The organism is Tardiphaga robiniae (assembly GCF_013359755.1).
Classification (GTDB): Bacteria; Pseudomonadota; Alphaproteobacteria; order Rhizobiales; family Xanthobacteraceae; genus Tardiphaga; species Tardiphaga robiniae.
The window spans coordinates 282,712-294,838 of the sequence record NZ_JABMCJ010000092.1; the positions used below are offsets into that span (position 1 = coordinate 282,712).

Below are 12,127 nucleotides of genomic sequence, written 5' to 3' on the forward strand. Positions count from 1 at the left end.
TTCCAAACTGCTGCGGCCTCGGTCGAATTGACCGGCTCGACCTCTCCAGTGCTTCGTCGCCACGAACATACGGAAGATTCCGAGCTCATGCGTTACAGCCAGTTCCTTCTCATCCCCGCCGTCGGGCTCATGTCGTCGCAGGCCGTTGCGCAGCAGAGCGCGGGCGTCACGCTCGACGAGATCACGGTCACCGCCGCGCGTGCCCAGCGCTCGATTTCGGATATTCCGCAGACGGTGCAGGTGGTCGATCAGAAGGAGATCGACGAACAGCTCAAGCAGAGCGGCAGCGCATCCGCGCTGCTGGCCAAGCTGCTGCCGGGCTTCTCGGTGTCGAACCAGACCATCTCCGGTGCTTCCGAAAGCTATCGCGGCCGCGACCTTCTGGTGCTGATGGACGGCGTGCCGCTGACGACGCCGCTCCGCGACGTCTCGCGCGTGCTGTCGCTGATCGATCTGAATTCCGTCGAGCGCATCGAACTGGTCGCCGGTGCATCGAGCCTCTATGGTGCCGGCGCGACGGGCGGTACGGTGAATTTCGTTACCAAGAAAGCGCAGCCGGGCGGTCCGCGCGTCAGCGTCAACACCGCGCTGCGCACCTTCACCGCCGATCCCGGCGGTTCGCTGGCGCCAGAAATGTCGGCGACGGTCAGTGGCAAGGGCACGAATGGCATCGACTATGTATTCGTCGGCAGCGGCCGCGGCGCGCAGAAGACCTATGACGGCGCGGGCCGCGAGCTGCCATCGGACGCCATGCTCGGGCAGGGAGGTGGCGATCGCCTCGTCAGCGGTAATTTCCTGGGCAAGATCGGTTACGATTTCGATGGCGGCAAGCGCATCGAAGCCTCGATCAGCCAGTTCTATCTCGACCAGACGCCGAAATACCTCACCGACTATTCCGGCGCCTATGCGAAGCCGGATTTCACCAAGCCCTATACCGGGCAGAGCGTGCTCGAAGATTCGCGCTCGTTCCAATTGCGCTATAGCGATACCGACTTCGTGCTCGGCAATCTCAGCGTGGTCGGCTTCTACAATGACATCAAGAAGCGCTTCAACTATTCGGAGTTCTCCTATCCTTATAACTCGCTGGTCTATTATTCCGGCAACCCGCTGAGCCCGACCAGCCCCGCCAACCAGACCACGCTGTATTCCGAGCGCGGAGGCGTCAATCTGACGATCGATACGCCGCTCGACCGCATCTGGAACGGCGCCAAGGTGACCTGGGGCACGGACGTCGTCCATGACAAGACATGGCAGACGCTGACCGATGGCCGCGATGTGTTCACGCCGTTGACCCAGGTGACGACCGCCGGATTTGCATTGGTACAAGTCCCGATCACCGATCGGCTGACCGCGCGGGGCGGCGTTCGCTACGAGCATTTCGATCTCAGCGTCGACGACTTCCTGCGTCCGGCCGCCTATGCCGCGATCTCGCCCGTGACGCGCTTCGTTCTGCCGGCGCTCAATGTTATCGGCGGCCAGTACGAATATGCCTCGCCGACCTACAATCTCGGCGCGACCTTCAAGCTCAACAACAAGATCGACCTGTTCGGCGGCTTCTCGCAGGGTTATGCGCTGCCTGATGTCGGCGCCTATACGCGCCGCGCCGGCCTGTCATCCACGGCCTTTGCCTGTCCGGTGGCGACGCCGAACTGCCTGCCGCTGGCACGCCAGACCATCTCTTTCACCTCGATCGCGCCGGAAGCCCAGATCGTCAACAATTACGAAATCGGCATCCGCGGCGGCGACGGCCCCTACAAGGGCAGCATCACCGGTTTCGTCAGCACCTCCGAGAAGGGCGTGACCTTCGATCCCGTCACCAACCTGATCTCGCAGCAGAAGGAAATGATCTACGGCGTCGAATATATCGGCGAGATGGCGATCAACCGGAATTTCACGCTGGGTACCACGATCGGCTACAAGGAAGGCCGCTACGACACCAACAAGGACGGTGTGCTCGACTCGTGGCTGCCCAACAACCGGATCGGCAGTCCGGTGCGCGGTCTGATCTTCGGCGACTATCGCTTCGACAACGGCATCAAGCTGCGCGTCGAGGGCGAGGGCTATTCGGGCCGGAACCGCGGCATCAACCTGACCAATACGGTCTATCCCATTGAAGGCGGCTTTACGATGAATGCCGCGCTGAGCGGGCCGGTCTATGGTGGCGAGGCCTATGCTGCGGTCAACAACCTGTTCGACGCGGAATTGCAGAACCCGACCGCAACCTCAGTGCGCAACCTGCCGGTCTATTCCTGGGGCCGCACCGTGACGGTCGGCTATCGCAAGACGTTCTAAGAACAAACCTTCCAAGGCCACTTCCCAGGGAGTTCTAATTGCCATCATGGTGGATCTGGAGATTGATGGGAGCCTGCTGACGCTACGGTTCCTGCCGCCTTACGCGGAGTCGGACGAGCGCGATTATCTGGCCGCGCTGGCCCGAGTCGGCGAGCATGATGCGCCATTCGAACTTCTGACCGTGTTCGGGGGCGGCGGGAAACTGTCCGTCGCCGGCGAGCGGGAGCAGGCGCTGTGGTTCAAGGCGACGCGCGGCCATATCTCCGCGCGCTGCCGTGCTGTGGCGATTGTACGCCCCGGCGCCAACAAGAAGATGGAAGAGACGTTTCGGAAGCTCTGGCCGATGCCGCTGGTGGCGCTCGAGGACGAGATCGCCGCGCGCGCCTTTCTCGCCGAACATCGCGGCCTCGCATGAGCACCGCGGAGCTTAACGCATCTGCGCCGGTCGCCGTCATGGGACGCAAGCGTCTGTTCGTCGTGCTTGGCGGGCTGTATCTGGCACAGGCGATCCCGTCCTATCTGTTCGCGGCGGCCCTGCCGCCGATCATGCGCGAAGCCGGCGTCTCGCGCAGCGAGATCGGATATCTCAGCCTCTGGTTTCTGCCGTTGCTGCTGAAGTTCTTCTGGGCGCCGGTGGTGGATCGCATCCGCCCGTTCGCGCGTGCACATCGTGCCGGTTGGGTGATCGTGACCCAAACCGGGGTCATCATCAGCCTGCTGTGTTTGATCCCGCTCGGCGCGACCAATATCTGGGGCATCATCACGGTGGGCCTGTTCGGTTCACTGCTGATCTCGACGCAGGATATCGCCACCGATGGCTATGCTGCGAAATATCTGGCGCCGGAGGACCGTGCCATCGGCAACGCCATCCAGGGCGGCTCGGTCGCGTTCGGTGTCGTGATCGGCGGCACGCTCGGGCTGGTGCTGTATGCGCAGATCGGTTGGACCGGTATGCTGCTGACCATCGCCGGCTTCTCGCTGATCCCGCTCTTTGCCGCCTTCGCCATGCGCGAGGACGAAGCCGGGCAGATCGATCCGTTGAAGCCGCGGCCTTCCGTGATGGCCTTCCTGCGCCGCCGCGAGGTGCGCAACATTCTCTGGATCGCACTGATCTACCGGATGAGCGAGGGCCTCGTGAAGGCGATGGAGGGCAGCTATCTCGTCGATGCCGGCGTGCCGCTCAAACAGATCGGTTATCTTTCCGGCGGCGCCGCGACGACGGCGGGCCTCGCGGGTGCCGCTGGCGCAGCATGGCTGTTGCAACGCTGCGGCACCGGCTGGACGCTGGGTCTGCTGGGCATTCTCCGCACTATCTGCTTCGCGCTGTTTACGGCTCATGCGCTGGGTGTGATCTCGGGCTTCTGGCCGATTTTCGGTGCGGCCGGATTCCAGACCCTGATCCGCTACATGGAGATCGTTGCGCTCTACAGCCTGTTCATGGCCGCGGCGTCGAAGGAGCAGCCGGGCACCGACTTCACCATTCTCGCCTGCGCCCAGCTCATCATCTACTTCATCGGCTCGATGCTGTCGGGCCGTATTGCCGATCTGCTCGGCTATGGGACGCTATTCAGCGTCGCCACAGTGTTGTCGCTGATCGCGGCGATTGCGACGATGCGCATTCTCGCAGCGCAACCGCCCGCTAGTTTGACGCCGGCGCAGCCTGCGTGAAGCTGCGATCGACGGCCTTGCTGACATCGACCTGTTTTGACAGGATTCCGTAGCGCGTGGCGCGGTCGGAGGCTTCCTGGAACTCCTTCACCACGCCATCGTCGATGGCGATCGGCCGTGTGTCCTGCGCCTTGTAGGCGCGCGCCAGCACGTCTTCCGGCAGCTTGGTCAGCTCGGCGGTGTTTTTAGCATATTCATTGACATGCTCGCGCGACCAGTTGCGGGCCTTGTTAAGCCGCTGCAACAGGTCGGCGACGGCCTCGCGCTTGGTGGCAATTGCCTGTTCGGAAGCGACGATAAAGGTCAGGGTCGGGGTCAGGCCCGTGCCATCGGCAACCACCCGCGCATTGTCTTTCAGCACGGCGTAGGAGATGTAGGGTTCCCATACGGCCCAGCCGTCGATCGAACCGGCGAGAAGTGCAATCTTGGCATCGACGGGACCGAGCGGCGCGAAAGTTGCGTCGCTGGTCTTGTAACCGGCTTTCTCCAGCGTCGCCTCAATCAGGAACTGGCCCCAGCCGCCGCGTGTGCCTGCGAGGCGCTTGCCCTTGAGGTCGGCAGCGGTCTTGATCGGTGAATCGTTGCGCACTAGGATCGCCTGTGTGTCCGCATTGGAGCGTGTGCCGCCTATCGCCTTGATCGGTGCGCCGTTGGCATAGACCGTGAGGAACGAGAGGTCGCCGGTGTAACCGACATCGAGTGCGCCGGCATTGATGGCTTCGAGAATCGGCGCTGCCGCAGGGAATTCCGACCACTGGATCTTGTAAGGCAAGTCCTTCGCCAAGCCGGAGATCTCCAGCAGCGAGCGGTTGCCACCCTTCTGGTCGCCGACGCGCAGCGTGATCTGGTCCGCCGCGAAAGCGGAGGTGGCGAGCGTTGCGCTGAAGGCTGTGGCGATGAGTGTTGAAAGCAAGCGGCGCGAGGTGGAAGAGGCGGTCATGGTCACTTTCTCTGATGCAATGGCGAGCATCAAAGCTACGTCCGAGACGGATTCAGTCAATGAAATGGCTGACTGAATATCATCGAGCGAAAGCAACGAATGTAGCGCTGCTGGAAGTAGCGTGGAAGTTTTGCGCTTTCGGAAAATCTGATGTGTTTTGGCCCACCGTCAACCTGCGTGCGCATTCCCGCCCAACTCTGCCGCCTTTCCGCCAGAATTCATTTCCGCAGCGCATTTGGTGCGCCGCAGAATAGCCACGAGCGTCAGCCGAAATAGGCTACGAAACATAATCCGGACGCCTGTGAAATTCCACGCAATTGCTGCGGCGGAATAATCCGGATGAAGGTCTAGCTGGAAATTTACGCGGCATCCGGGCCGGGGGCATTTCAAACGTGGCGTCTGTACTTCAGTTGATTTCATCCCTGACCGTGGGCGGGGCCGAACGGCTGCTGATCAACTTTGCAGTCAGTTGCGAACCGGGTGCGGGCGTGCCGCAGGTGTTCGTTGTGATCAACGACCGGCTCAATCCCGATCTCGCCGCCGAACTCTCCGCCACCGGTCACCCGATCTATTTTCTGAAACGCGCGCCGGGCAATCGCAATCCGCGCATCATTCTGACGCTGCTCAATATCATTCGCCGCCATGACATTCGCGTTATTCACGCCCATGACAGCGGGGCGAAACATTTCGCGATGCTGAGCAAACTGTATAGGCCCATGAGCGTCGGCTACACGATCCACAATACCGGCATCGCAGGTACCTGGGATCGCGTGAAGCTGCGCCTGCACCGCCGCTTCGTCGACTGGAACATCGCCATCTCCGCCGCCGTCGAACGCGAATGTCAGGCCGTGCATCTGCAGCGGTTGTTCAAGGTGCATAACGGCATTCCGCTGGGCGCCTTCCGCGCCGTGGCCCGCGAACGTCGCTTCGGCTCGCCGCTGCGGCTGATCAACGTGGCCCGCATCTATCCGAAACAGAAGGGGCAGGACATCCTGATCAAGGCGGTCAGTCTCTGCGCCGCGCGCGGGCTCGACATTCGCTGCGATTTCGTCGGCAGTCCACCGGAGGGCGACGAGTCGACCCTCCTGAGTTTGAAGGCGCAGGCGATCGCCGAGAACGTCGCCGATCGCGTTCGCTTCCTGTGCGGGCGCACCGATGTGCGCCGTCCGCTGGACGAGGCTGATATTTTCGTCTTGCCATCGCGTTTCGAAGGTTTCGGACTGGTGCTGCTCGAAGCCATGGCGGTCGGCCTGCCTGTCATCGCCGCGGATGTCGATGGCCCGGCCGAACTGCTGGTGGACGGCTCGAACGGTATCAAATTCAAGGTCGGATCCGCTGAGGATCTTGCCGACAAGATCGCGGCGCTTGCGGCGCAGCCCGAGCTCGCCGCGAAGATCGCAAGGACGGCGAAGGATTTCGTCACCGAATTCGATATCGCCAATATGCGCGACCAGTATTTCGGCATCTACGGGCAGATGATGAAGGTGAGCTAGCTTGATGTCTTGCGTGCGCGCTTGCCGGTGGCAGCGAGTTTGTCAGCGAGGAATTCCAGCAGCACCTCGACGCGGGCGGGGCGGGGACCGCCCGGTGGCGTGACGAGGTAGACACCGCTCGACGATTGCGACCAGTCCTGCAACACGGCCTCCAGCGCGCCGCTCGCCAATGCATCGCCGACGATGAAATCCGGCAGGTCGCTGATCCCCAATCCCGCGATCAGCGCAGGCAGCAGCGCCTCGCCATTGTTGACGCGGAGCGGTCCGGCCGGCCGAACGCTGGCCTGTTCGCCGGCTACATTGGTGAAGTGCCAGACGCCGGGGGTCGAGAGATAGGTGTAGCCAAAGCACTTGTGGTCGGCGAGATGCATGGGATGCGTCGGCCGGCCGTATTTCGCGAAATAGGACGGCGCCGCCACGATGTGGCGCTTCACCGGGCAGAGCCGCCGCGCGATCAGCGATGAGTCCGGCAGCGTGGCGATGCGGATTGCAGCATCGAAACCTTCGCCGATCAGATCGACGGTGGCGTCGCTGAGGCTGAGGTCAATGGAGACTTCCGGATATTTGGCGAGGAACTCCGGCAGCAGATGCGCCACCGTATTGGTGCCGTAGGTCATCGGCACGGCCAGCCGTACCAGCCCGCGCGGCGTTGCCGACTGCGCCAGTGCCTCGTTCTCGAGCGCTTCGCCGTCCGCCAGCAATTGCGCAGCCTTCACCGCCAGCGTCCGGCCGGCATCGGTCAGCGCCAGCCGCCGCGAGGTCCGGTTGAACAGCCTGGCACCGAGGCGGTCCTCCAGCCGGCTCACCGCCTTGGAGACGGTGGCCTTGGACAGGGTCAGCTCGGTCGCCGCCGCCGCAAAGGACCGCAGTTCGACCACCTTGGCGAAAATCGCCAGCGCTTCGAAATCGGGAAGTTTGGGCATCTCAAAATCCGAAACGATGAGTTTCCATCATTTCTATTTATGCGCCATCTGCGAGGGCATATCCAGATGCCCAGGATGCAAATGCATCAAACGACGGAGATTTCGTCATGATCGACCTCAGACCTTTCGACAAACTCGGCGGTGCCGACCACGGCTGGCTCAAGGCCAAGCATCACTTCTCGTTCGGCAGTCACTACGACCCAGAGAATATGGGCCACGGCAGCCTGCGCGTCTGGAACGACGACGAGATCGCGCCGAACACCGGTTTCCCGGCTCATCCGCATTCCAACATGGAAATCATCACCTATGTCCGCGAAGGCGCGATCACGCATCAGGACAGTCTGGGCAACACGGGTCGCACCGAGGCCGGCGACGTCCAGGTGATGAGTGCGGGCTCAGGCATCCGGCACTCCGAATACAATCTGGAGGCATCGACCACGCGGATCTTCCAGATCTGGATAGAGCCCACCCAAACGGGCGGCCAGCCTTGCTGGGGCGCCAAGCCGTTCCCGAAGGCCGATCGCTCCGGCCAGTTCGTCACCATTGCCAGCGGCTTCAAGGACGACGCCGGGGCACTGCCTATCCGGGCTGACGCCCGGGTGCTGGCAACCACGCTGAAGGCCGGTGAGACCGCGCAATATCCGCTGGGTAGCTCGCGCAACGGCTACCTCGTGCCGGCGGCCGGCGCGATTGAGATCAACGGCATTCGCGTCAACGCCCGCGACGGTGTCGCCATCCGTGACGAAGCAAACGTCACGATCAAGGCGCTGGAAGATTCCGAACTCGTGTTGGTGGACGCCGCCTGACGGCGCCCACCAATCATCAACCCGACCTATTCATCCCAATCCAACGGAGACTGACCATGACCAAAGTACTCGTTCTGTATTATTCCGCTTACGGCCATATCGAAGCGATGGCCAATGCCGTCGCCGAAGGTGCCCGCGAAGCCGGCGCCACTGTCGATATCAAGCGCGTGCCTGAACTGGTGCCTGCCGAGGTCGCCAAGGCGTCCTACTACAAGATGGACCAGGCTGCCCCGATCGCGACCATCGACGATCTCGCCAATTACGACGCGATCATCGTCGGCACCGGCACCCGCTTCGGCCGCATGTCCTCGCAGATGGCCAACTTCCTCGATCAGGCCGGTGGCCTGTGGATGAAGGGCGCGCTGCATGGCAAGGTCGGCGGTGCCTTCACCGCGACCGCGACCCAGCATGGCGGCCAGGAGACCACGCTGTTCTCCATCATCACCAACCTGCTGCATTTCGGCATGACCATCGTCGGCCTCAATTACGGCTTCCAGGGCCAGATGAAGCTCGATGAAGTCACCGGCGGTTCGCCTTACGGCGCGACCACCCTGACCGGTGGCGACGGCAGCCGCCAGCCTTCGGCCAACGAACTGGCCGGTGCCCGTTATCAGGGCAAGGTCATCGCCGAGACGGCCAAGAAACTTCACGGCTAAGCTGCGTGGCTAACTAAAAAGAGATGGCTGACAAGAGAAAGGCGGCGTTCTGATTGCAGAGCGCCGCCTTATCTATGCTGGAACAAACGGATTCGATTTCATCATGCTCGACGTGTATTTCATCTATCAGCTGGCCCGGCGGCCGCTGCACGCGATAGCCCGGAAATGGCTTTGTCGCGGCATCGCGCATGTGACCAGGGGCGAAGTCGTTTGCCCCGAATGCCGCCAACACTGAAACGTTCCTCGATTGTTGGACTGGCAACGTTGCGTCTGGGGACGTAGACTTCGGCTATGTCCAAGCCAGCCAGCCCGTCCGCGCCAGCCCTCAGTATCCGCATCGACCTCGATCCCGAGGGACGGATCGGACCGGGCAAGATTCAGCTTCTCGAACATATTCACACCACCGGTTCGATTTCGGCTGCTGGCCGCGCCATGGCGATGTCCTACAAGCGCGCTTGGGATCTGGTCGATGAACTCAATCGGATTTGCGGGCAGCCTGCCGTCGAGCGCCAGACGGGTGGTAAGAATGGGGGCGGAGCTCTCCTCACGCCATTCGGCTTGACGCTCATCAAGCGCTATCGTGGCATCGAAAGCGCTGCGGCCACCGCCGCGCGCAAGGAGCTGCTGGCGCTGAAGGGCGATATCGGCAAGAAGCGCAGGTTCTAACCGGTCAAGCCGGCGGTATCACCGTTGTATTCGGATAAATATATCGTGACGGTCACCCTGATCGCGCTTTCGAATGGCTCTATTCTGGAATAGGATTGATCCATCCTTGGTCGCTCGTGGCGCGCCGTGGTCTAAACTGGAACTTCGCAATGTTCGACGCCCAATGCGATCTGGCTGCGCTTGTCTATGACAAGGATCAGGATCCCGACGCAGTGTTGCACACCTTCGCGGCGGATTTGAGCAAGCAGGGCGTTCGCGCCGTCGGATTGGTGCAACTCGGGCATCGCGAATTCGACGTGCCGAAGCTGACTGCGGTCATGCTGCACACCGGTGCGCACGTGCGCTTGTTTCAGGATCTCGGTCCCGGCGCCAAGGGCTGCAAGCTCGATGTCGGACAATTGCTCGATGCCGGCACGCAGGTCGCCGACGCCATCGACGAGGGCGCCGATCTCGTCATCATCAACCGGTTCGGCAAGCAGGAGCGCGAGGGCAAGGGGCTCGCTTATCTGATCGAGCGCGCGCTCTCTAGCGATATCCCCGTGGTGATCGCCGTGCCGTCGCATCGCTTTGCCGAATGGATTGCATTTGCCGATGGCATGAGCGTGAAGCTGCATTGCGATCGCGAGTCGCTCGATGGCTGGTGGGCAAAAGTCTCTTGCCGCACCGAGGGACTGATACGTCAGGACCATCGCAGCGTTTGCGAAGTGCTGAAATAGAATTCCATCAACGCGTCTCTATCAATCGTCCGAATATCGCTGCTCCTGCCACGGATCGCCGCGGTTGTGATAACCGCGGACTTCCCAATAGCCGGGCTTGTCGTCGCCGACGAACTGGATGCGCTGCAGCCACTTGGCGCTCTTCCAAAAATATAGATGCGGCACGATCACCCGCACCGGGCCGCCATGATCGCGCTCGATCGGGGAGCCCTGCCACGAATGCGCCAGCAGTGCGTCTTCGGCAGCGAAATCTTCCAGCGACAGGTTGGTGGTGTAGCCGTCATGGGATTCCAGCACCACAAAGCGCGCCTCGGGCTTCGGCTGGCACGCATCCAGCAGCGCACGGGTCGAAAGACCTTCCCACTGGTTGTCGTAACGCGACCAGGTGGTGACGCAATGGATGTCTGAGATGAAGGTCGATTGCGGCTGCGCGCTGAACTGGCCGAAATCCCAGAACAGCGGCGTCTCGACGGCGCCGTAGACATCGAGCCGCCAGCGCTCGCGAGGGATGTTTGGCGTGATGCCCAGATCCAGTACCGGCCAATCCTGGGTCAGATGCTGGCCGGGCGGGAGCCGCTGGTCGTCCGGGCGCGCAATCTTGCCGGTGAGAAACCGGCCTTCGCGCGCCCAGCGCTGTTTGGTCTGCGTCAGCTTGGATTCCGGCGGGGTGTGATCCTCGGTCATGGCTGACGCTCCTTGGCTAGACGTTGACCGTCACTCGTGACGGTGCATCGCCGACTTGTGCTTGGTGTCGCGCATGGTGGCGTAAATCAGCAGCGACAGGAAGATCATGCCCGACAGATAATAGTAGAACCACTGTTCATGACCGATCTGCTTGAAGTACAGCGCGATCGCCGGCGCCGTACCGCCGAAGATTGACACCGTCAGCGCATAGGGTACGCCGACGCCGAGGGCGCGGATATTGGTCGGGAACAGTTCGGCCTTCACCACCGCATTGATCGAGGTATAGCCGGCCACGAAGATCCAGGCGCCGCAGATCAGCAGGAACGCCGTGAATGGCGACTTGGTGGTCTGCAGCGTGGTGAGGATCGGAACAGTCGCCAGCGTGCCGACAACGCCGAAGAAGATCAGCAGCGGCTTGCGGCCGATGCGGTCGGAGATCGCGCCATAGATCGGCTGCAGCAGGCAGGCGAATATCAGCGTGCCGAAGATCACCGTGGTGGTCTGGTCCGCGGTGAGGCCGACCGAGAGCTTCACGAAGGTCTGCATGTAGGTGGTGAAGGTATAGAACGCCGCGGTGCCGCCGGCGGTGAGGCCGACAACCAGCAGCAATTCGCGCGGATAGGCCATCAGCGCGCGCAGCGAACCCATTGGCTTGGCCTGCTTCTTCGCTTCAACGAACTGGTCAGTCTCGTGCATGTCGCGACGCATCACGGCGGTGAAGACCGCAAGACCAGCGCCGATCACGAACGGAATGCGCCAGCCCCAGTCCTTCAGCTCCTGCTCGGTGAGGAACACCTTCTGCAGCAGCAGGAGCACGATGATCGCGGTCAGCTGGCCGCCGATCAGCGTGACATACTGGAAGCTCGAATAGAAACCGCGATGCTTAGGATCGGCAACTTCCGAGAGATAGGTGGCGCTGGCGCCGTATTCGCCGCCGAGGCTGAGGCCTTCGATGATGCGGGCGAGCGCGAGCAGGATCGGTGCCGCGATGCCGATGGTGGCATAGGTCGGCGTGCAGGCGATGATCAGCGAGCCGAAGCACATGCACAGGACCGAGATCGTCAGCGATATACGACGGCCATAGGTGTCGGCGAGATAGCCGAACAGCCAGCCGCCGAGTGGCCGCATCAGGAAGGTGGCGGCAAACAGCACGGCCGCATTGAGCTGCTGAACGACGGGGTCGGAGTTCGGGAAGAAGGCCGGCGCGAAATACAATGCGAAGGCGGTGTAGGCGTAGAAGTCATACCATTCGACGAGATTGCCCATCGAGCCGATGAAGATCG

14 protein-coding genes are annotated in these 12,127 nt (G+C 62.1%); 9 read left to right on the top strand and 5 right to left on the bottom strand.

The window, feature by feature from the left end; genetic code table 11:
* Nucleotides 1-87 precede the first annotated feature (87 nt).
* From HP556_RS23300 to HP556_RS23310, 3 genes are read left to right on the top strand one after another with little or no spacing between them, the layout of a single operon-like run.
* Nucleotides 88-2,292: a TonB-dependent receptor gene (locus HP556_RS23300; protein ID WP_175368702.1), complete on the top strand. Its 2,205-nt coding sequence runs from the start codon at nt 88-90 to the stop codon at nt 2,290-2,292.
* Nucleotides 2,293-2,338: 46 nt separating this feature from the next.
* On the top strand, nt 2,339-2,707 hold the full coding sequence (locus HP556_RS23305; RefSeq protein WP_089262497.1) for a hypothetical protein: 369 nt from the start codon (nt 2,339-2,341) through the stop codon (nt 2,705-2,707).
* Nucleotides 2,704-3,960 carry an MFS transporter gene (locus tag HP556_RS23310; RefSeq protein WP_175368703.1) on the top strand — a complete coding sequence of 419 codons (1,257 nt, stop codon included), beginning with the start codon at nt 2,704-2,706 and terminating at the stop codon, nt 3,958-3,960. Before HP556_RS23305 ends, HP556_RS23310 begins: the two co-directional genes overlap by 4 nt.
* Here the strand turns inward: HP556_RS23310 and HP556_RS23315 are convergent.
* On the bottom strand, nt 3,932-4,900 hold the full coding sequence (locus tag HP556_RS23315; protein ID WP_175368704.1) for an ABC transporter substrate-binding protein: 969 nt from the start codon (nt 4,898-4,900) through the stop codon (nt 3,932-3,934). The genes HP556_RS23310 and HP556_RS23315 overlap by 29 nt on opposite strands.
* A gap of 59 nt (nt 4,901-4,959) precedes the next feature.
* Between HP556_RS23315 and HP556_RS23320 the strand changes: the two genes are divergently transcribed.
* Together HP556_RS23320 and HP556_RS23325 are read left to right on the top strand one after the other, a co-directional pair.
* The gene (locus tag HP556_RS23320) at nt 4,960-5,154 is read left to right on the top strand and encodes a hypothetical protein (RefSeq protein ID WP_175368705.1); all 195 of its coding nucleotides are present in this window, start codon (nt 4,960-4,962) and stop codon (nt 5,152-5,154) included.
* Nucleotides 5,155-5,292: 138 nt separating this feature from the next.
* Nucleotides 5,293-6,393, top strand: coding sequence for a glycosyltransferase (locus HP556_RS23325; RefSeq protein ID WP_175368706.1), 1,101 nt, complete (start codon nt 5,293-5,295; stop codon nt 6,391-6,393).
* Here HP556_RS23325 and HP556_RS23330 read toward each other — a convergent pair.
* The gene (locus tag HP556_RS23330; protein WP_175368707.1) at nt 6,390-7,316 is read right to left on the bottom strand and encodes a LysR family transcriptional regulator; all 927 of its coding nucleotides are present in this window, start codon (nt 7,314-7,316) and stop codon (nt 6,390-6,392) included. The two genes, HP556_RS23325 and HP556_RS23330, sit on opposite strands and share 4 nt — an antisense overlap.
* Nucleotides 7,317-7,423: 107 nt before the next feature.
* On the opposite strand from HP556_RS23330, the gene HP556_RS23335 reads away from it, so the two are divergent.
* Nucleotides 7,424-8,122, top strand: coding sequence for a pirin family protein (locus tag HP556_RS23335; protein WP_120288381.1), 699 nt, complete (start codon nt 7,424-7,426; stop codon nt 8,120-8,122).
* A 56-nt stretch (nt 8,123-8,178) separates the two neighbouring features.
* Nucleotides 8,179-8,778 carry an NAD(P)H:quinone oxidoreductase gene (gene wrbA, locus HP556_RS23340; protein ID WP_175368708.1) on the top strand — a complete coding sequence of 200 codons (600 nt, stop codon included), beginning with the start codon at nt 8,179-8,181 and terminating at the stop codon, nt 8,776-8,778.
* Between the two features lie 13 nt (nt 8,779-8,791).
* Here the strand turns inward: wrbA and HP556_RS23345 are convergent, their stop codons facing one another.
* Entirely contained in the window at nt 8,792-9,010 is a 219-nt protein-coding gene (locus HP556_RS23345) for a hypothetical protein (protein WP_175368709.1), read from the bottom strand.
* Between the two features lie 59 nt (nt 9,011-9,069).
* Between HP556_RS23345 and HP556_RS23350 the strand changes: the two genes are divergently transcribed.
* Complete coding sequence (locus HP556_RS23350; protein ID WP_175368710.1) at nt 9,070-9,444, top strand: winged helix-turn-helix domain-containing protein; 375 nt, start codon at nt 9,070-9,072, stop codon at nt 9,442-9,444.
* A gap of 149 nt (nt 9,445-9,593) precedes the next feature.
* Nucleotides 9,594-10,160 (top strand): DUF2478 domain-containing protein, encoded by a 567-nt coding sequence (locus HP556_RS23355; protein ID WP_175368711.1) that lies wholly within the window; start codon nt 9,594-9,596, stop codon nt 10,158-10,160.
* Between the two features lie 21 nt (nt 10,161-10,181).
* Here HP556_RS23355 and HP556_RS23360 read toward each other — a convergent pair whose 3' ends face one another.
* Entirely contained in the window at nt 10,182-10,844 is a 663-nt protein-coding gene (locus tag HP556_RS23360) for a sulfite oxidase-like oxidoreductase (protein WP_089262482.1), read from the bottom strand.
* 30 nt (nt 10,845-10,874) lie between these two features.
* Nucleotides 10,875-12,110, bottom strand: a complete 1,236-nt coding sequence (locus tag HP556_RS23365) for an MFS transporter (RefSeq protein WP_175368854.1) — start codon at nt 12,108-12,110, stop codon at nt 10,875-10,877.
* Between the last annotated feature and the right edge of the window lie 17 nt (nt 12,111-12,127).

Bases quoted from the DNA above. Each gene is read 5' to 3' on its own strand.
- HP556_RS23300 (WP_175368702.1), top strand. From the start codon at position 88: ATGCGTTACAGCCAGTTCCTTCTCATCCCCGCCGTCGGGCTCATGTCG.
- HP556_RS23305 (WP_089262497.1), top strand. From the start codon at position 2,339: ATGGTGGATCTGGAGATTGATGGGAGCCTGCTGACGCTACGGTTCCTG.
- HP556_RS23310 (WP_175368703.1), top strand. From the start codon at position 2,704: ATGAGCACCGCGGAGCTTAACGCATCTGCGCCGGTCGCCGTCATGGGA.
- HP556_RS23315 (WP_175368704.1), bottom strand. From the start codon at position 4,900: ATGACCGCCTCTTCCACCTCGCGCCGCTTGCTTTCAACACTCATCGCC.
- HP556_RS23320 (WP_175368705.1), top strand. From the start codon at position 4,960: ATGAAATGGCTGACTGAATATCATCGAGCGAAAGCAACGAATGTAGCG.
- HP556_RS23330 (WP_175368707.1), bottom strand. From the start codon at position 7,316: ATGCCCAAACTTCCCGATTTCGAAGCGCTGGCGATTTTCGCCAAGGTG.
- HP556_RS23335 (WP_120288381.1), top strand. From the start codon at position 7,424: ATGATCGACCTCAGACCTTTCGACAAACTCGGCGGTGCCGACCACGGC.
- wrbA (WP_175368708.1), top strand. From the start codon at position 8,179: ATGACCAAAGTACTCGTTCTGTATTATTCCGCTTACGGCCATATCGAA.
- HP556_RS23350 (WP_175368710.1), top strand. From the start codon at position 9,070: ATGTCCAAGCCAGCCAGCCCGTCCGCGCCAGCCCTCAGTATCCGCATC.
- HP556_RS23355 (WP_175368711.1), top strand. From the start codon at position 9,594: ATGTTCGACGCCCAATGCGATCTGGCTGCGCTTGTCTATGACAAGGAT.
- HP556_RS23360 (WP_089262482.1), bottom strand. From the start codon at position 10,844: ATGACCGAGGATCACACCCCGCCGGAATCCAAGCTGACGCAGACCAAA.
- HP556_RS23365 (WP_175368854.1), bottom strand. From the start codon at position 12,110: ATGGGCAATCTCGTCGAATGGTATGACTTCTACGCCTACACCGCCTTC.